Origin of the sequence: Nocardia transvalensis, assembly GCF_015477765.1 — a bacterium.
Taxonomy (GTDB): domain Bacteria; phylum Actinomycetota; class Actinomycetes; order Mycobacteriales; family Mycobacteriaceae; genus Nocardia; species Nocardia transvalensis_A.
Genome location: NZ_JADLQQ010000002.1, coordinates 352,955 through 369,337, shown reverse-complemented (window position 1 = coordinate 369,337; position 16,383 = coordinate 352,955). Strand labels below are relative to the sequence as shown.

Below are 16,383 nucleotides of genomic sequence, written 5' to 3'. Positions count from 1 at the left end.
CCGGCTCAGTTCACGCAGGGAATGTCGGAACCGATGCTCGTGGTGACCGGTTTGCCCGAGTCGGGCATGCCGTCGGCGGCGGCCGAGACCGCCGGGCTCGACGACGACCCGGTCGACGAGCCCGCCACCGGGGAGTCGGTCGGTGTGGACGACGAAGTGCCCGTGGACGATTCGTCCGGCATGGTGAAATCGCTGCCGATGACGACCTTCACGTGGCCGGCCTCGACGTTCTTCGACGGCGCCGTGGGCAGCCCGCCGAGCATGTCGGCGACCTGAGTGGCATCGGCGTCGGTGCTGCTGGCGGGATAGTAGACGACCGAACTCGAGCCGTCGCCGTACGCCGCGTTCGCGGCATCGCCCTGGTGGAAACCCTTGGCGCTCAGGAAATTGGACACCTTGGCAGCCATACCGGTGGCCGCGCCCGCATTGCGGACATCCACGGTGCTCGCGGGCGCGGTCTTCGGGGTGGTCGGCTGCGGCGCCTGCACACCGAAGGCGCTGCGCACGATCTTCTTGATCGCGACCGGATCGACGACGTTCACATCCTGGCCGTCGACATTGTCGTAGGCCTTCACCGGCAGGGTCTGGAATTCGATCGGAACCGAGCCCGCCTTACCCATCGTCTGGGCGAACTCGAGCAGGTTCCAGCCCTGCGACAGCACGATGTCGTCCTGCGCGGCATTGATCAGCTGCTGCAGCTTGCCGATATTGGTGAGCGTGCCGGACTCCTTGAGCTGCTTGGCCACCGAGGTGAGGAACGCCTGCTGCCGATGCGTGCGATCGAGGTCGCCGTTCTCCAGGCCGTGGCGCTGACGCACGAACGACAGCGCATTGGCCGCGTCCAGATGCTGGCGGCCCGCCGGGAACACCGCACCCGAGTAGTACTCGTCGTTGACCGCGTGGTTGAGGCACACGTCCACGCCGCCGAGGATGTTGGCCAGATCGTAGAAACCGACCAGCGAGACCTCGGCGAACCGGTTGATCGGCACGCCGGTGAGCTGTTTCACCGTCTGCACGATGGATTCGCGGCCCGCCTCGCGGCCTTTGCGCTCCAGCTCCACCTTGTCCTTGACACCCTGATTCTCGAGCTTCTGCTCGACCGACGCCTTCTTCAGCCCGTAGGCCTCCTTGATCTTGGCGTGGTCGTAGCCGGGGATGCCGGTGACCGCGACGTAGTCGTCGCGCGGGATGGAGAAGGCGGTGATCTTCTTCAGATCCTTCGGAATGTGCACCAGGATCAGGGAATTGGCGTTGTAGCCGCCCTCGCTGCCGTCACCGGCGTGCAGCTGATCGAGGATGTCCTTGGGGAGATCGTTGCCGTTCTGGTCTTTTCGGGTGTCCAGGCCGATCAGCAGGATGTTCATATCGCCGTCGAGGGCCGCGGCGTCGGCCTCGCTGATCACGTTGGACCGGGTGAAACCCTGGTCGACGCTCTTCTCGGTGTAGTAGGCGAATCCGGTGCCCGTGACCACGACCACCGCCGTGGCCGCGGCCGCGAGCCGCCCCAGCACGCGGACGGCGCGGACCTGTTTGGTGGGTCGCTTGGTGGCGGCGCGGCGCGTGCGGCGGTTGGGCCGAGCCGGTACGTACCGGTCGGTGGGTTGATTGGCGAGATCGGCCGCCGTCGCCCGCGGGCGGCGGGGCGTGGCGCCGGTATCCGTTCCCTCGGAACGGGTTCGGCTCGACGGGCCCTTCGATGCGACGGCGGGCGCGCCCCGACCGGGACTTCCTGTCGCCTCACGGGCCGCGGACGATGACCGCCGCTCGGCACGACCGCCGGCCGAGGAGCGACGTTCGGTACGGCCGCCGTCCCGGGCGGGCGCGGGTCGACCATCGCGCGGCTCGGCGGCATCGGCACGCTCCACGCGCGCGCGGCGGCCGGTGGGGCTCGCCTCCAGGCGGGCGGCCCGCTCGGCAGGGGTGGGCGCCGGACCGGACCGATCCGCGACGGCCGGTTCCTCGGCCCGCGCATGCCGGCCATGGCGACCACCGGGGCGGGTGTCCGCGACGACCGGGATCGGTTCGGTTTGATCGTTCATCTCGCCGTTAAGTCTCACATCACCGTGCTGAGGGAAAACTGAGAGTCGGACCTCGTCAGGTTGTGTCATCCTGCACGATGGTTGCGACGAATGCACATCCGACGCGCGGACTACCGCGCCGGTGCGGCGCGCAGGCCCAGCATCGCGCCCAGGTTGTCGAGGTGGCGTTCGAATACTTCGCTCCGGTCCCCGAAGGTGTCCTTGCCGTACATGTCGAACACCTCGAAACTCACCGCGCCGAACAACCCGGCCCATACCGAGATAGCCCGCGCGAGCAGCCAATCGGGCAGGTCGACGCCGAATTCCTGGAGGATGCGGCCGAAGTCGCCCGACAGCGACGGCGAGACCGGCGGCGGCGGATCGGGCACCGGGAGAAGCTCTGCCCGGTAGGCGCTTTCGATCACCCGCAGCAGGGCCCCGATGACCCGGGTGCCGGGCGCGACGGTTTCCTGTGCGGGGGCGTGATATCCGGGGACGGGCGTGCCGAACAGCAGCCCGTAGCGGGCCGGTTCGGCCAATGCCCACTCGCGCACCGCCCGGCCCAGCACGCGCAGCCGCTGCGCCGGATCGTCCGGGGCGGCGTCGAGTGCGGCGTCGACCGCATCGGCCAGTTCGGTGTACCCGTCGACGACGAGCAGGGTCAGCAGCTCGTCGCGGCTGCGGACGTACCGGTACACCGCCGAGGAGACCACGCCCAAATCGCGGGCCACCGCCCGCAGCGACAGCGCCGCCGCGCCGTGGACGGCCAGATGTTCGCGGCCGATGCGGACGATATCCGCCATCGTGCGAGCACGGGCCCGGGCGCGGGGGGTGGTGTCGGCCATGCCCCCACCCTGCCACAGGGAGAGCGCCGGCCGCACAGGTGATCGTCGCTCTTGTGCAGAACCGGTCGATAGCGCAGGTCGCCAAGATGCATGACAGATCACAGTTGTGCCGTGACGTGACACGCGTTACGGTTACCGGCCAGTAGTGGTGCGGAACAAATTCCGGGCCGGGTGAATGTGGTGGGGTGACAAAATGTTTCGACGTCGTCGTCGGCTCGTGCGGTCGTTCGTCACTGTGGCAGTGGCGATTCTGAGCGTCGGAATGATTGCCACCCCGATCACCCAGGCCGAATCCGGCGCCGATCTCGGCGCGCAGTGGACCGCGCTGCACGACGGGCCGCCGCGCTATCCGGGCGTCCATATCGATTGGGACGTACCGATCACGATGAGCGACGGCACGGTGTTGAAAGCCAACGTCTATCGCCCGGCGGATGCGTCGGGTCCGGTGACCGAGCCGCTGCCGGTGATCGTGAACCTCACGCCCTATACGAAACTCGTATCCAATGTGGCCGATTCGATGCTGTCGGTGCCGGTGCTCGGCGATGCGCTGATGAACTTCTTCGCGGGATTCGATCTGTCCGGGCTGGGACTGGGCGGGGTCACCGATCTGACCAAGGCCCTTCCCGGCGGTCTCGCGCGCACATTCACCGTGGACCGCAAGCTGATTCAGAGCGGCTACGTCCAAGTGGTCGTGGATGTGCGCGGCACCGGATTCTCGCAGGGTGTCTGGCAGGTGCTCGGCGACCGTGAGCAGCAGGACGGGGCCGAGGTGGTGGAATGGGCCGCGCACCAGCCGTATTCCGACGGCACGGTCGGAATGTCGGGAGTGTCGTATTCGGCGATCAACCAATTGCACACCGCCGAGCGGCATCCCGACGGGTTGAAGGCGATCTTCCCCGTCGTGCCGGGTAGCGATCTGCTGCACGATATCGTCGCCACCGGTGGCGGCGTGGGAATCGGATTCCTGCCGATGTGGCTGGCCGCCGTCGACGGCAGCAAGCTGGTGCCGGATGTGCAATCGCTGCTGACCGGCCGGTTCGACATGCGCTGGCTGGCCGATCGGATCGCCGATCCCTTCACCTTCTTCGACTATCTGTTCGCCGCGCTGACGGTACCGAGTATCGACACCATTCCCGCGCATCTGAAGTCGCTGATCCAGGAGGACAGCCCGATCCGGCAGGCCTGGATCGGGCATCCGGAGCGGATCGATGTGCCCACCTTCATCTACGGCGGCTGGCATGACATCTTCGCCTACGACCAGACCAAGATCTTCAATACGATTCCGCTGCCCGACAGCGAAAAGAAGATCGTCATGGGCAACACCTTCCACGTCTCGTCCGCGTCCGGACTGGGTGCGCCCGGCGCGCCGCCGCGACTGGACGTGCTGCAGCGGGCCTGGTTCGACAAGTGGCTCAAGGGGATCGATAACGGCGTCGATTCCGCTGCGCCGGTGACGACGTTCCAGCAGGGCGGCGGCTGGAGCACCTCGACGGATTACCCGCGGGCCGGAACCGAGTACCGGCGACTGTATTTGGATGCCACGTCATCGGGAACCGCGCCGTTCTCCGCCCATGACGGCAGCCTGTCGTCCGCGCCCGGCGGTCCGGCCCGGGTGACCGTGGCGCCCGGATTGGCCACCCTCTGCTCACCGGATACGGCCACCGGCACCGGCGGGATCGTCGCATTCCTCGATGTGTGCACCAAGGATTCGCGGGTCGGGGAGACCAGTGCGCTCACCTTCACCAGCCCACCGGTGAGCGCGCCCACCCAGGTGTCCGGGCCGATCGCGGTGCATCTGAATACGGTGCTCGACGCCACCGACGGGTTCTGGGCGGTGACACTGAACGACGTCGCACCCGACGGACGGTCCACCCAATGGACCTACGGCCAGATGACGGCCTCGTTGCGCGCGGTCGACGAGGACAAGGCCACCCGCTCCCCCAACGGCGACTACACCGACCCGTATCCGATCTTGACCCTCGATTCGCGGCAGCCCGTGGTGCCCGGCCAGCCGACGACCGTCGATATCGGCCTCAACCCCACCGACGGCGTGCTGCAGCCGGGTCATCGCCTGCGCGTCGATGTCTACGCGCTGAACTTCCCCCGCAGCCTGCCGCTGCGCCCGCTGCTCAACGAGAGCGGGCTGCGACCCCAGCACCTGGAGTTGGATCCGAGCCGGCCGAGCTGGGTGAATGTGCCGATGGCCGGGGAACCGGGCTGGTAGCGGTAGGGGGTACCGGGCGACACAGGTACCGTACCGGGTAGTAACGTTACCGGGGTCACAGGTGACCCGAGCAAGGAGCTGCGTATGGCCCAGCGCGATATGGATTTCGACGTGCTCATCGTGGGTTCCGGGTTCGGGGGTAGCGTCACCGCGCTGCGGCTCGTCGAGAAGGGGTACCGGGTCGGGGTGCTGGAGGCGGGGCGGCGCTTCGCCGACGACGAGCTGCCCTCCACCAGCTGGGATCTGCGCAAGTTCCTGTGGGCGCCGAAGCTGGGGTGCTACGGCATCCAGCGCATTCACCTGCTGCGCGATGTGCTCATCCTCGGCGGTGCGGGAGTGGGCGGCGGGTCGCTCAACTACGCCAACACGCTCTATGTCCCGCCGGAGCCGTTCTTCCGCGACGCGCAGTGGCGCGATATCACCGACTGGCGTGCGGAACTGACGCCCTACTACGAGCAGGCCACGAAGATGCTCGGGGTGGTGCGCAATCCGCACATGACCCCCGCCGACGAGGTGTTCAAGCAGGTCGCCGACGACATGGGCGTGGGTGACACTTTTGTGCAGACTCCGGTGGGCGTGTTCTTCGGCGAACCCGGAAAGACCGTGGCCGACCCGTACTTCGGCGGCGTCGGCCCCGATCGCACCGGTTGTCTGGAATGCGGCGAGTGCATGACGGGTTGCCGGCACGGGGCGAAGAACACCCTGGTCAAGAATTACCTGTATCTGGCGGAGAAGGCCGGGGCGCAGGTGATTCCGCTGACCACCGTGACCGCGGTGCGGCCGCTGGCCGACGGCGGCTGGCAGGTCGACACCCAGCGGACCGGCGCATGGCTGCGCAAGGCGCCGCGCTCCTATACCGCCGGGCACGTCGTGCTGGCCGCCGGTACCCGGGGCACGCAGAAGCTGCTGTTCGCCATGCGCGACAAGGGGATTCTGCCCGATCTGTCGCCGCGGCTGGGCGAGCTGACGCGAACCAACTCCGAATCCATCGTCGGCGCCGCCACCCGGAAGGTGAACCCGCAGCGCGATTTCACCACTGGGGTGGCCATCACCTCCTCCATTCATCCCACCGCCGACACCCACATCGAGCCGGTCCGCTACGGCAAGGGGTCCAATGCGATGGGACTGCTGCAGACGTTGATGGTCGACGGCGGCGGGCGGATTCCGCGGTGGCTGCGGTTCGTGCTCGAGGTGCTGCGCCATCCGGTGAAGCTGCTGTCGATGCTCACGGTGAAGAACTGGAGCGAACGGACCATCATCTGCCTGGTGATGCAGCATCTGGACAACTCCATCACCACCTACACCAAGCGCGGGCTGTTCGGGCGCAAGCTCACCTCCAAACAGGGTCACGGCGAACCGAATCCCACCTGGATCCCGGCCGGCAACGAGGTGACCCGGCGGGTGGCCGACAAGATCGGCGGCATCGCGGGCGGCAGCTGGGGCGAGGTGTTCAACATCCCGCTCACCGCGCATTTCCTCGGCGGCGCGGCGATCGGCGCCGACCCCGACCACGGCGTGATCGACCCCTACCACCGCGTCTACGGCTATCCGACACTCAGTGTGGTCGACGGTTCCGCGGTCTCGGCCAACCTCGGCGTCAACCCCTCGCTCACCATCACCGCACAGGCCGAACGAGCCGCCGCCCTGTGGCCCAACAAGGGCGAAACCGACACCCGCCCGCCCCAGTCCGCGGGCTACCGGCGCATCTCCCCCATCCCCCCGAACCACCCGATCGTCCCCGCCTCCGCCCCCGCCGCCCTGGTCCTCCCCATCGTCGAGATCACCCGCGACACCGCCTGAGAGCTACCCACCCGCACCCTTTATTCGCAAACGCACCCTGTGCAGGGCCTGCACGGGGTGCGCCTGCCAACACGGGGTGCGGCTGCACGCACCGGGGTGCGGGTCAGCGAGCCGCTATGTGGGCGAAGCCCATGGGGGACGTGGGGGGTGGGGTGGAGGTGACGGGGGCGCGGAACTCCTGTAGGGCCGTGAGGACGTCGACGTGGCGGGCGGCGTAGCAGCGGACCTGTGGGAGGGCGTGGGCGACCTCGCTGCGTTCGAGGGGTTCGGCGTCGAGGTAGCCGACGGCGTCGAGGTCGACGTGCAGTTGCCGAGCGATGCGCTCGATAGCGGAGGATTTGCGGCCCCAGCCGATCTCGATGGCGGCAAATGCCGCGTGCAGTCCGTGCCTGTGCAGTTTCTCGGTGGTCCACGCCCATTCACCGCGGCTGGCGACCGCGTGCACGACGCCGCGGCGGGCCAGCGTGCGCAGCGCCCGCAACGCGTCCGGCCGTAGCACCCCGCTCGTCGAATCGCAGACGACGCCGTCCCACAGCGTGTTGTCCACTTCCCAGACAAGACATTTCACAGCCGGTGATGTCATCCAAGCCCCTACGGTCGACTTTTCCACCATCTCGATATCTCGGGCCGCTCCTGCGAGAGGACATAGTAGGGTCCAAGCGCGCCGAACGCTACAGGAACTGCGTGACCGGCTGCACCGCCTCGACCGGATGCCCGGCGTGGATGGGCGCGCCCACCGCGGCCAGCCGCCAATGCGCATCGTCGCGATACACCTTGGCCACCACCATGCCGGTATTGGGGCCGCCGGCGCGCAGATTGCCACGAGCCAGCTCGGCATTGCTGGTGCCGTCGATCAGACGCCAATAGGCGTTGCGGACTCGTTCGAAGGTGTGCCCGGCATACGAGGTGACCACGAACACCACCGAACTCACCTGCTGCGGCAGCCGGGCCAGGTCGACGGTGATGACCTCGTCGTCGCCCTTGCCCTCACCGGTGACGTTGTCGCCGGAGTGCCGCACCGCCCCGTTGCGCGAGGAAAGTTGTTGGTAGAAGGCCACATCCACCAGGTTCTGGCCGACGAACAACAGTGCCGACGCGTCGAGGTCGATCTCCAGTTCGCGCATCCCCCGCGGGCCGTTCACGCGCAATCGATCCCAGCCCAGTCCCATCTTCACCAGCGACAGTTCGCCCTTGCGGATCTCGTGCAGCGAGATCTCCTGGCCCGGGTCCAGCACCGCGGGACCGCGATAGCCGGGCTGACCGTCGGGCGGGCCGACCTGCACGCCGTGCGCCTTGACCAGCGCCTCGAAACCCGCCGGATAGCCGTGACCGAGCACCCGCACCTGCCAGTCGCCCGCGACCCGATCCAGATCGAAGGCGATGACGGTGGATTCGGCGCCCAACCCGTCGATCACGTACTCGTACAACAGGTTTCCGGCCTTGTCCTCGATCCGCAGCTGCGGTGGCGAATAGTCGCCGAAGTGGGCCTGCCGATCGTCGAGGGTCACCATCACTCGCACATGGTCGATCCCGGGCGGTAGCGCCCGCAGTTCCACCGCGAGCGCGGCCTGCCCCGAGATCAGCCGTACGCCCGTGCCGGCGGGCTTGTTGTAGAAGATGAGGTCGCCCTCCCCACGCACCCGACCGGCCGCGTCGAGCAGCAGCGCCGACACGTCGACCGGTTCGCTGTGGCGTACGGACACGACGACATCGTCGACGGTCAGTCGATTCACCTGTCCCCTGGTCAGCTGAGCAGCCACCCGTCCTACTCTACGTGGCCGCGTGCGGCATTTCGGGCAAGACAGGCGTGGCTGGGGATTCCGGCCACCGGGTAGCGTGGCGGAGACGAGAAGCGACGACAGAAGGGGATTTTCGGTGCGGGTGGGCGTCCTGCGGATCGGCGCGGCGGCGCTGCTGACAGTGGTGATGGTGAGCGGATGCGCGCTGACCGACGATTCGGCGCCGGTGGCCCTGAGTTCGGGACCCGCGACACACACCGCGACCACCACCACACCCCCCGCGCCGCCGATCGCCCCGGCACCGCCTGCCGGGACCGTCGCCACGCCGACGGTCGACCAGTTCGCCGACAGCCCGTTGATCGAGCACACCGAATGGACCGACGATCCCGACGGCAGGCGGCTGCGCGTATTTCCCACCGCGGCCGGGCGTCTGGACACCTTCCCCACCGCCGTGGACCGGGCCTGGGGTGAGGTGGTGACCTCGGCTCCCGACGCCGACACGCCCGGGATGTACGACCAGTTCAAATGCCATTGGGACTGGGCGCGGCCGGTCAAGCCGGACAAGCCCAGCTGGAACCTGGAGCCGTGGCGGCCCGCGGTCGGCTACGAGGCGACCGTGCAGGCGCTGTGCAATCCGGGTGGTCCGGATCCCGCCGGGAACTGAGGTCAGAGGCGCCGCAGCACCCCGTCCAAACCGCTGCGGACATACTCGGGGTCGGCGGTGTCGAGGCCGAAAGTGACTTCGTGCCAAGGCCCCAGGCGGTACCACACCCCCGACCGGGCGCGCTGCGCCGCGGTCACGCCGTAGGTCTCGGCCAGCGCCCGCGCGAACTCGTCCGGCGTATCGTGCAGCGCCCAGGCCAGATCCACCGCCGGGTCGCCGAGATGGCTGTCGCCGAAGTCGATCACACCGGTGAGACCGTCCGCGTCGGCCAGCACGTGCTCGGGCCCCAGATCGCCGTGGACCACGGTGTCGGCGGGGAGATCTGCGGCCGCGTCGAGCAACGCCAGGGCGGCGGGCCGCAACCGGCCGGGCACCATCGGTACGACCTGCGCGCGGAATCGCTCGAACGTCGCGGCGCGGTCGGCGACGACCGGCGCCGCCGACGGCAGACCACGCCGCTGCGCCTCGTCGGCCGGGCACGCGTGCAGCGCACGCAGGAACGCAGCGAGCGCACGGCCGTGCGCGGCAGTGGGTTCGGCCACCGGATCACCAGGGACGAGGCGATGGCGAATCACCAGCGGCTCGTCGGTGACCACCTCCGGAATCGGCACCGCCAGCGGCAGCCGCGGCGCCAGCCACGGCAACAGCCGGGTTTCGCGCCGCAGCTGATCGGTCACCTCGGGGCGGCGCGGACGCCGGAGTATCCAGCCGTCGTCCAGCGTCGTCACACTGTCCCAGCCCTGGGTGATCTCCACGGAGGCGACCGTAAGCGACGGCAGGCCGCGGCCGCCACCGGATTTACGGTGACTCCGGGGCCGCCTCAGAGCGTGCCGAGATCCGCCGACAGCCAGCGCTCGGGACGCAGCGCCACCACGACCTGGGGGCCCAGCGATTCGGCGAACTGCAGATAGGTCGCGACCTTCTCCTCGGGCAGATACCGCCGCACCATGTGCACGTGCTGCTCGTCGGTGGCAGGGGTGATGCGGGTGACCGGACCCTCCACCGACACGTAGCGCACCGACGGCTCCTGCCGCTCGGCCATCACGGAGAACCGGCCCGCGGCCTTGATCAGCTCCGCCTTCTTCGACTCCGCCCCGGTCAGCATCCACAATTCGCCGCCGGGTTCGTAGTCGTACCAGATCGGCACCGTCACCGGTCCCCGTCCGGGCCCGGCGGTCACCGACAGGGCACCGATATGCGGTTCGGCCAGAAACAGTTCGCGCTCTTGCGGAGTCAACGGCATGCCCACACCGTACCGGGCCAAACCCGTTGCCTGCGAGAACCTTCGAATGCGTCTGCAGAAGTGCGTATCGTGGTGAGGGTCGGAGCGTACGAGCCGAAGGGAGCGTCGCGTTGCGGTCACCTGCGTCTTGGCCCGTCCCTGTTCGCGCGGCGGCCGACCGGCCCCTCGGCTTCCAGGTGCTGTTCCCCGCTCTCGCCGACGCGGCGGAGGTGTATCTGGACAGTGCCTCCACCACCCAGAAACCGCTCCCGGTGATCGAGGCGATCCAGCGCTATCACAGTACGCGCACCGCCAATGCCGGGCGCGGCACCTATTCCTGGGCCACCGGCCTCGAGCGATCCATCGAGACGGTCCGCGAGCGCACCGCCACTTTCCTCGGCGCCGCCGCCGAGGAGGTGGTGTTCACCCCCGGCGCCACCGCGGGCCTGAACGCGGTGGCGCTCGCCTGGGGTCTGGCCGCACTCGATGACGGCGACGAAATCCTCTACAGCCCCCGCGACCACGCCTCCAATGTGTATCCGTGGCTGCAGTTGCAGGCGACCCTGGCTCGCTTCGGCCGCCACATCCGGCTGATCCCCTATCGTGTCACCGCCCTCGGCGAGGCCGATACCGCCGATATCCTGGCCAAGATCGGGCCGCGCACGCGGCTGATCACCGTCAGCCACCTGCATCACGTCTTCGGCGGACTCACCACCCTCGAAGAGCTGCGGGGCCGGGTGGATCCGCGGATTCTGCTCTGCTTCGACTGCAGCCAGAGCGGCGGGCATCTGCCGGTGGACGTCGCCGCGCTGGGCGCGGACTTCGCGGTGTTATCGGCGCACAAGATGTTCGGCGCGCCGGGCACCGGCGTCCTGTACTGCCGTCGCCGCGTCCACGAGCAGCTGACAACCTTCCTGCCCGGCGGCAATTCCGGTGCGGCGGTGACCGATTCGGTCCTTCGCCCGACCGGTATGCCCCGCCAGCTGGAAGGGGGCACCCACAATATTCCCGGCATCCTCGCCCTCGGCGCGGCCCTCGAGGTGCTCGACACGATCGGCGTGGACGTCATCGCCGAACACAACCGGGTCTTGACCCGCCACCTCGTCGACGGCCTGCGCTCGGTGCCGGGCCTGGAATTCCTGCCCGGTCCCGCCTACGCCCCGTGCGAGACCGGTTACGGCATCGTGTCGTTCACCCTCGACGGCATCGGCTCCACCGACCTGGGCTTCGTACTGGCCGAACTCGGCTTCCTGGTCCGCACCGGCGCCCACTGCATTCCGGCCGACGGCGCCGACCCCGATGCGGATTCGGTGCGGGTGAGTACGCACATCTACACCACCGGCGACGACATCGATCGGTTCGTCCGATGTGTCGCCACGATCGCCTCGGAGGTCCGATGACCACTGCGCCCCCTCGCTACGACCGGCGTGCGGCCTCGCGGGTCCTGGCCGGACTCGCCCGTCCCGGACTGTTCGCCGAACTGCCGCAGCCACCGCGTACCCATCTCGAATTCACCTGTGCCGCACTGCGTCCCGAGCCGGGCAGCCACCTGAATCTGTCCCAGCGGCTGTACATGGAGCGGTTCATGCGCCCGTGCCGCCCCGACCAGGTCACCAGCGCCACCCACCGCATCGCCTGGACCGACACCGACGGCATTCCCAATACCGGGCATTTCCACGCCGGTGGGCTCGGCCCGCTCGTCCCGATCGCCATGCGCGAAACCGTACTCGCCCTGTGGCATGCGCTCGAGGCGAATACCGCACTGGCCGAACGGGTCTCGGACCTGAGCGCGCGCGACCGGGCGGTGCTGGCGGGCACCACCACCGATCACGAACCGATCGACATCTTCCGGGTCGGCATCGAGGCGTGCGGGCGGGCGCTGGCCCAGCATGCACTGCTCGCCCGCTGGACGCCGTATCGCAATCCGGCCGAATTCGCCTGCGGTATGCGCGATTCCGGCATCTTCGCCGCCGTGGCCACCCGCTGGTACTGGGAGTTGCAGGCCTCCAGCTACCGCCGCGGAATGATCCCGGTGACCTTCGCCACCCAGCCCGACGGTACCGTCCGCTACACCGCCGACACGGTGGCGATCCTGCGGGCCATGAAGGACAGCACCATCGCCGACGCGCACACCGTGATGCGCCGCGCCACCATCACCGAGGGGCTGTCGGTCGAGGCGGCAATCCTCAAGTACCACGACGAACTCGACCTGATCTCGCGCCAGTACGCGCTGCTGCCGCCCGGCACCCGCCCCGCCTGCCTGGCCGCCATGCCGCATCACGTCGACGGCGGGCACTACAGCATCCTGCCGGTGGTCGTGGACCGGTTCGTCGACACCTTCACCGCCATCGCAGCCCGGCTGACCGTCACCGAGGTCCCCGGCGATACCGACACCGGCACCGGCGAGTTGGGGGCCGAGGATCGGGTGTTCTACGTCCCGGACATGAACTGCAAACACTGCGTGCGCACCATCACGGGCGTGCTGGAATCCATGCAGATCCGGGTGCACGACATCGATCTGATCAGCAAGCGGGTGGTCGCCGAATTCCGCAGTCCGCGCAACCGGCACCGCGCCTTCGAGGCATTGCGCGACGGCGGCTACAACCCGGTGTCGGCCGCGCCGGTGACCACCCCGCCCGAAACGCCCCAACCCACGGAATCCGCGGTATGACGGCCGCACCCCCCGCGCTCCCGGCGAAGATCCATCCGCTGGTACGCGCCTTCCTCGACACCCCTGGTGCGGCCCAAGACGCGCTGGTCCGGTTCGGCTCCCCCGCACATCTGCTGTTCCCCCAGGTGTATGCGGAGAATCTGTCGAGCATGCGCGCGGTGCTGGACCGGCACCTGTCGCGGTATCGAATCTGCTACGCGCACAAGGTGAATCGCTCACGAGCATTCCTGCGCACCGCCGAGCACGCCGGGATCGCGATCGATGTGGCCTCGCCCCAGGAGTTGGCCGCCGCGGTCGACGCCGGATTCGGCCCTCTGCGCATCGAGGTCACCGGGCCCAAGGGTGAGTCGTTCCTGCGCGATCTCGTCGGCACCGAGGTCACCGTCAATGTCGACAACCTGTGGGAGTTGCGGCGCATCGCCGAGCTGGCCGGCGAGCGAGCGAGGGTGCCGGTCCTGCTGCGCATATCGGGTTTCGAGACGAGCGCGATCAGCCGCTTCGGGATCGCGCTGGCCGACGCCGAGCAGGCACTGTCCGTGGCGGCGGCGCATCGCGACCGAATAACATTGCGCGGCTTCGCCTTCCATATCGACTCCGGCGATCCGGGTGAGCGGGTGCGTGCGGCGCAGGAGTGCCTGGCGTTGATCGAACGTGCCTACGGGTACGGGCTGGCGCCGACGGTGCTCGATATCGGTGGCGGCTTTCGCCAGGTGTTCACCGCCGACGCCGACCGGTTCGACGGCTATGTCGCCGCACTGCGGGCGGCGCTGCTGGGGCGCGGCGAGCCGATGGCCTGGGGCGGCAACACCTTCGGTTTCCACCTCGACGACACCGGCGTGCGCGGCACCCCTGTCTTCCACAAATACGCCAATACCGTGCCCGCCACCCGGATGCTGGAGGATCTGCTCACCGCTCCCCTGGATGCGCACGGCGGCCGCACGATCGCGCAGGTGGCGGGGGAAAATCTGTTCGAGCTGTGGCTGGAGCCGGGTAAGGCGCTGGTCGATCACGCGGGGATCACCGTGGCGCGGGTGGAATTCGTCAAACAGGCCGCCGACGGCAGCGTGCTGGTCAACGTCGATCTCAGCCGCGACACCGTCACCCCGGCCGATCAAGAGGTGATGGTGGACCCGCTGATCCTGCCCGGTGTCGCCGATCGGGAGGCGGCGCGACCGGGGGGTCCGGTCGGGGTGTTCTTCGCCGGACGGCTGTGCCTGGAACGCGATCTCATCACCAACCACAAGGTCTGGTTGGCACAGCGGCCCCGGCCGGGTGATCTGGTCGTGTTCCCCAATACCGCCGCCTATCACATGGATCTGTCGGCAGCGGCCGCATCGATGCATCCGCTGCCACCGAAATTGGCCGTGACGCATCGGGCCGAGGGGTTCCGGGTGTGCCGCGATGCCGAGTACGAACCGGCCCTGGTCACCGGGATGCCGTGATGCGCTACGACCACATCACCGAACTCATCGGCAATACGCCGCTGCTGCGACTGGATCCGGCCGTGCACGGGCTGGGCAACGTCGAGCTGTACGCCAAACTCGAGTTCTACAATCCGTTCGGCTCGGTGAAGGATCGCGTGGCGTGGGGCATGATCCGCGACGAGATCGGCGACATCACCGCGCGGGAGCAGACGCTGATCGAGGCCTCGAGCGGCAATACCGCCAAGGCGCTGCGGATACTGGGCGCGATGCGCGGTGTGGGTCTGCGCGCGGTCACCAACCGGATCAAGGTGGCCGAGGTGCGTGAGCTGCTGCAGTTGTTCGGCACCGAGATCGAGGAGCTGCCCGGGCTGTCGGAATGTCCCGATCCGACCACCCCCAACGACGTGTACGCGGTGATCGAGTCGACGATGGCCAAACGGCCCGGCACGTACCATCATCCGTCGCAGTACACCAATGAGAAGAATATCGAGGCGCACTACCACGGCACCGGGCGCGAGATCCACGAGGATCTGGCGCGCGACGGAATCGACCGGATCGACTATCTGATAGGCGGATTGGGCACCACCGGATCGACCCGCGGGGCGGCCACCTATCTCCGCAAACACCATCCCGAACTGCGGACCGTCGCGGTGGTGTCCGAGCGGTCGGATTTCATTCCAGGGATCCGGTCGGAGACCGAGATGTGGGAGGTGGGTCTGTTCCAGCCCGACTTCTACGACACGATCATGACGATGGAGGCCGGTCGCGCGGTGGACGCCACCCTCGAATTGGCCACCGGATACGGCGTTCTGTCCGGGCCCACCAGCGGCGCCACCTATGCCGCCGCGCTGGAGTTGCTGAGTTCGCAGGACCGGACGACCGTCACCACCGACGGACCGGTGGTGGCGGTGATCATCGTCTGCGACCGGATCGAGCCCTACCTGTCCTATATCAAGAAGCGACGACCGGAACTGTTCGGGCACACCGCCACCCGCACGGCACCGCCGACCGCTGAGGAACTGGCCACGGTACCGTCGCTGTCCCCGGACGCGCTGGAGGAACTCGACGCCACCGCGCGCCCCACCGTCGTCGACACGCGCGGCGCGATGGCGTACCGGATCGGGCACGTCCCCGGCGCGATCAACATCCGCGACGACCAACTCGACGACATGTTGGCCCAGGGCGTGCCGTTCTCCCGCACGCGCCCACTGGTTTTCGTCTGCCCGGTCGGCGAGGTATCGCAGCGCTTCGCCGCGCTCGCCCGCCGCGCAGGCTACGACGCCGCCAGCCTCGCAGGCGGCATCGTCGCCTGGCGCGACGCAGGCAAACCCTTGGAATCCGCGCCTCGGGCCGCAAGCGGGCCGGAGTGAGGAGGTGTGGTCAGCGGCGGCGGCTCGAGGTGGTGTGGCCGTTGGTGCGGATGGTGTGGCGGGCGAAGGCGAGCATGGTCAGACCGGCGTCGCGGACGAGCAGATCCAGGTCCGACAGGATGGTGTCGATGGATTCTCGGGTCGTGCGTTGGTCGGCGGGATCGGCATCGGCGCGCTCGAGCGCCGCACGCACGGTGTGTAGTCGGAGTCCCACATCGAACAGATGCCGAACCAGGCGGTCGGTGGTTTCCGCGATTTCGGCGGTCTCACCGATGGTTTCGCGGATCGGATCGAACGATGGGCGGAGTCGATCAATGTTCTTGTGGCCGGACAACGCTGATTCGGCCATCGTGTCCCTTTCGCACGTGGGCGGGGTGAAAATGTGAGCCGCTCTGCTGGACCCGAG

General features: G+C 68.4%; 14 protein-coding genes. 7 read left to right on the top strand and 7 right to left on the bottom strand.

The window, feature by feature from the left end; all coding sequences use genetic code 11:
- Positions 1 to 5: 5 nt before the first annotated feature.
- Positions 6 to 2,039, bottom strand: a complete 2,034-nt coding sequence (locus tag IU452_RS05710; protein WP_195107828.1) for an LCP family protein — start codon at positions 2,037 to 2,039, stop codon at positions 6 to 8.
- A gap of 110 nt (positions 2,040 to 2,149) precedes the next feature.
- On the bottom strand, positions 2,150 to 2,863 hold the full coding sequence (locus IU452_RS05705) for a TetR/AcrR family transcriptional regulator (protein WP_195107827.1): 714 nt from the start codon (positions 2,861 to 2,863) through the stop codon (positions 2,150 to 2,152).
- 193 nt (positions 2,864 to 3,056) lie between these two features.
- Here IU452_RS05705 and IU452_RS05700 point away from each other — a divergent pair, with 193 nt between their 5' ends.
- Both IU452_RS05700 and IU452_RS05695 read left to right on the top strand, forming a co-directional pair.
- Positions 3,057 to 5,087 (top strand): CocE/NonD family hydrolase, encoded by a 2,031-nt coding sequence (locus IU452_RS05700; RefSeq protein ID WP_195107826.1) that lies wholly within the window; start codon positions 3,057 to 3,059, stop codon positions 5,085 to 5,087.
- 84 nt (positions 5,088 to 5,171) lie between these two features.
- Positions 5,172 to 6,887 (top strand): GMC oxidoreductase, encoded by a 1,716-nt coding sequence (locus IU452_RS05695; RefSeq protein ID WP_195107825.1) that lies wholly within the window; start codon positions 5,172 to 5,174, stop codon positions 6,885 to 6,887.
- A 103-nt stretch (positions 6,888 to 6,990) separates the two neighbouring features.
- Here the strand turns inward: IU452_RS05695 and IU452_RS05690 are convergent, their stop codons facing one another.
- Positions 6,991 to 7,470, bottom strand: coding sequence for an HAD-IIIC family phosphatase (locus IU452_RS05690; RefSeq protein WP_195107824.1), 480 nt, complete (start codon positions 7,468 to 7,470; stop codon positions 6,991 to 6,993).
- 88 nt (positions 7,471 to 7,558) lie between these two features.
- Positions 7,559 to 8,647 (bottom strand): TerD family protein, encoded by a 1,089-nt coding sequence (locus IU452_RS05685; protein WP_195107823.1) that lies wholly within the window; start codon positions 8,645 to 8,647, stop codon positions 7,559 to 7,561.
- A 115-nt stretch (positions 8,648 to 8,762) separates the two neighbouring features.
- Between IU452_RS05685 and IU452_RS05680 the strand changes: the two genes are divergently transcribed.
- On the top strand, positions 8,763 to 9,290 hold the full coding sequence (locus IU452_RS05680; RefSeq protein WP_324192454.1) for a DUF2599 domain-containing protein: 528 nt from the start codon (positions 8,763 to 8,765) through the stop codon (positions 9,288 to 9,290).
- A 2-nt stretch (positions 9,291 to 9,292) separates the two neighbouring features.
- On the opposite strand, the gene IU452_RS05675 is transcribed toward IU452_RS05680, so the two are convergent.
- Complete coding sequence (locus IU452_RS05675) at positions 9,293 to 10,045, bottom strand: phosphotransferase (RefSeq protein WP_195107822.1); 753 nt, start codon at positions 10,043 to 10,045, stop codon at positions 9,293 to 9,295.
- A 65-nt stretch (positions 10,046 to 10,110) separates the two neighbouring features.
- Positions 10,111 to 10,533, bottom strand: a complete 423-nt coding sequence (locus IU452_RS05670) for a pyridoxamine 5'-phosphate oxidase family protein (protein WP_195107821.1) — start codon at positions 10,531 to 10,533, stop codon at positions 10,111 to 10,113.
- Positions 10,534 to 10,643: 110 nt separating this feature from the next.
- Between IU452_RS05670 and IU452_RS05665 the strand changes: the two genes are divergently transcribed.
- Genes IU452_RS05665 through IU452_RS05650 form a run of 4 tightly spaced genes read left to right on the top strand, consistent with a single transcriptional unit; the run spans position 10,644 to position 15,977 of the window.
- Positions 10,644 to 11,912: an aminotransferase class V-fold PLP-dependent enzyme gene (locus IU452_RS05665; RefSeq protein ID WP_195107820.1), complete on the top strand. Its 1,269-nt coding sequence runs from the start codon at positions 10,644 to 10,646 to the stop codon at positions 11,910 to 11,912.
- Positions 11,909 to 13,183, top strand: coding sequence for a heavy-metal-associated domain-containing protein (locus tag IU452_RS05660; protein ID WP_195107819.1), 1,275 nt, complete (start codon positions 11,909 to 11,911; stop codon positions 13,181 to 13,183). Before IU452_RS05665 ends, IU452_RS05660 begins: the two co-directional genes overlap by 4 nt.
- Positions 13,180 to 14,625 (top strand): decarboxylase, encoded by a 1,446-nt coding sequence (locus IU452_RS05655; RefSeq protein ID WP_195107818.1) that lies wholly within the window; start codon positions 13,180 to 13,182, stop codon positions 14,623 to 14,625. Before IU452_RS05660 ends, IU452_RS05655 begins: the two co-directional genes overlap by 4 nt.
- Positions 14,625 to 15,977, top strand: a complete 1,353-nt coding sequence (locus IU452_RS05650; protein WP_195107817.1) for a pyridoxal-phosphate dependent enzyme — start codon at positions 14,625 to 14,627, stop codon at positions 15,975 to 15,977. Before IU452_RS05655 ends, IU452_RS05650 begins: the two co-directional genes overlap by 1 nt.
- A gap of 10 nt (positions 15,978 to 15,987) precedes the next feature.
- Here IU452_RS05650 and IU452_RS05645 read toward each other — a convergent pair whose 3' ends face one another.
- On the bottom strand, positions 15,988 to 16,326 hold the full coding sequence (locus IU452_RS05645; protein ID WP_195107816.1) for a hypothetical protein: 339 nt from the start codon (positions 16,324 to 16,326) through the stop codon (positions 15,988 to 15,990).
- Positions 16,327 to 16,383: the final 57 nt, after the last annotated feature.

Bases quoted from the DNA above. Each gene is read 5' to 3' on its own strand.
- IU452_RS05655 (WP_195107818.1), top strand. From the start codon at position 13,180: ATGACGGCCGCACCCCCCGCGCTCCCGGCGAAGATCCATCCGCTGGTA.
- IU452_RS05700 (WP_195107826.1), top strand. From the start codon at position 3,057: ATGTTTCGACGTCGTCGTCGGCTCGTGCGGTCGTTCGTCACTGTGGCA.
- IU452_RS05695 (WP_195107825.1), top strand. From the start codon at position 5,172: ATGGCCCAGCGCGATATGGATTTCGACGTGCTCATCGTGGGTTCCGGG.
- IU452_RS05645 (WP_195107816.1), bottom strand. From the start codon at position 16,326: ATGGCCGAATCAGCGTTGTCCGGCCACAAGAACATTGATCGACTCCGC.
- IU452_RS05660 (WP_195107819.1), top strand. From the start codon at position 11,909: ATGACCACTGCGCCCCCTCGCTACGACCGGCGTGCGGCCTCGCGGGTC.
- IU452_RS05690 (WP_195107824.1), bottom strand. From the start codon at position 7,470: ATGACATCACCGGCTGTGAAATGTCTTGTCTGGGAAGTGGACAACACG.
- IU452_RS05650 (WP_195107817.1), top strand. From the start codon at position 14,625: ATGCGCTACGACCACATCACCGAACTCATCGGCAATACGCCGCTGCTG.
- IU452_RS05670 (WP_195107821.1), bottom strand. From the start codon at position 10,533: ATGCCGTTGACTCCGCAAGAGCGCGAACTGTTTCTGGCCGAACCGCAT.
- IU452_RS05705 (WP_195107827.1), bottom strand. From the start codon at position 2,863: ATGGCCGACACCACCCCCCGCGCCCGGGCCCGTGCTCGCACGATGGCG.
- IU452_RS05710 (WP_195107828.1), bottom strand. From the start codon at position 2,039: ATGAACGATCAAACCGAACCGATCCCGGTCGTCGCGGACACCCGCCCC.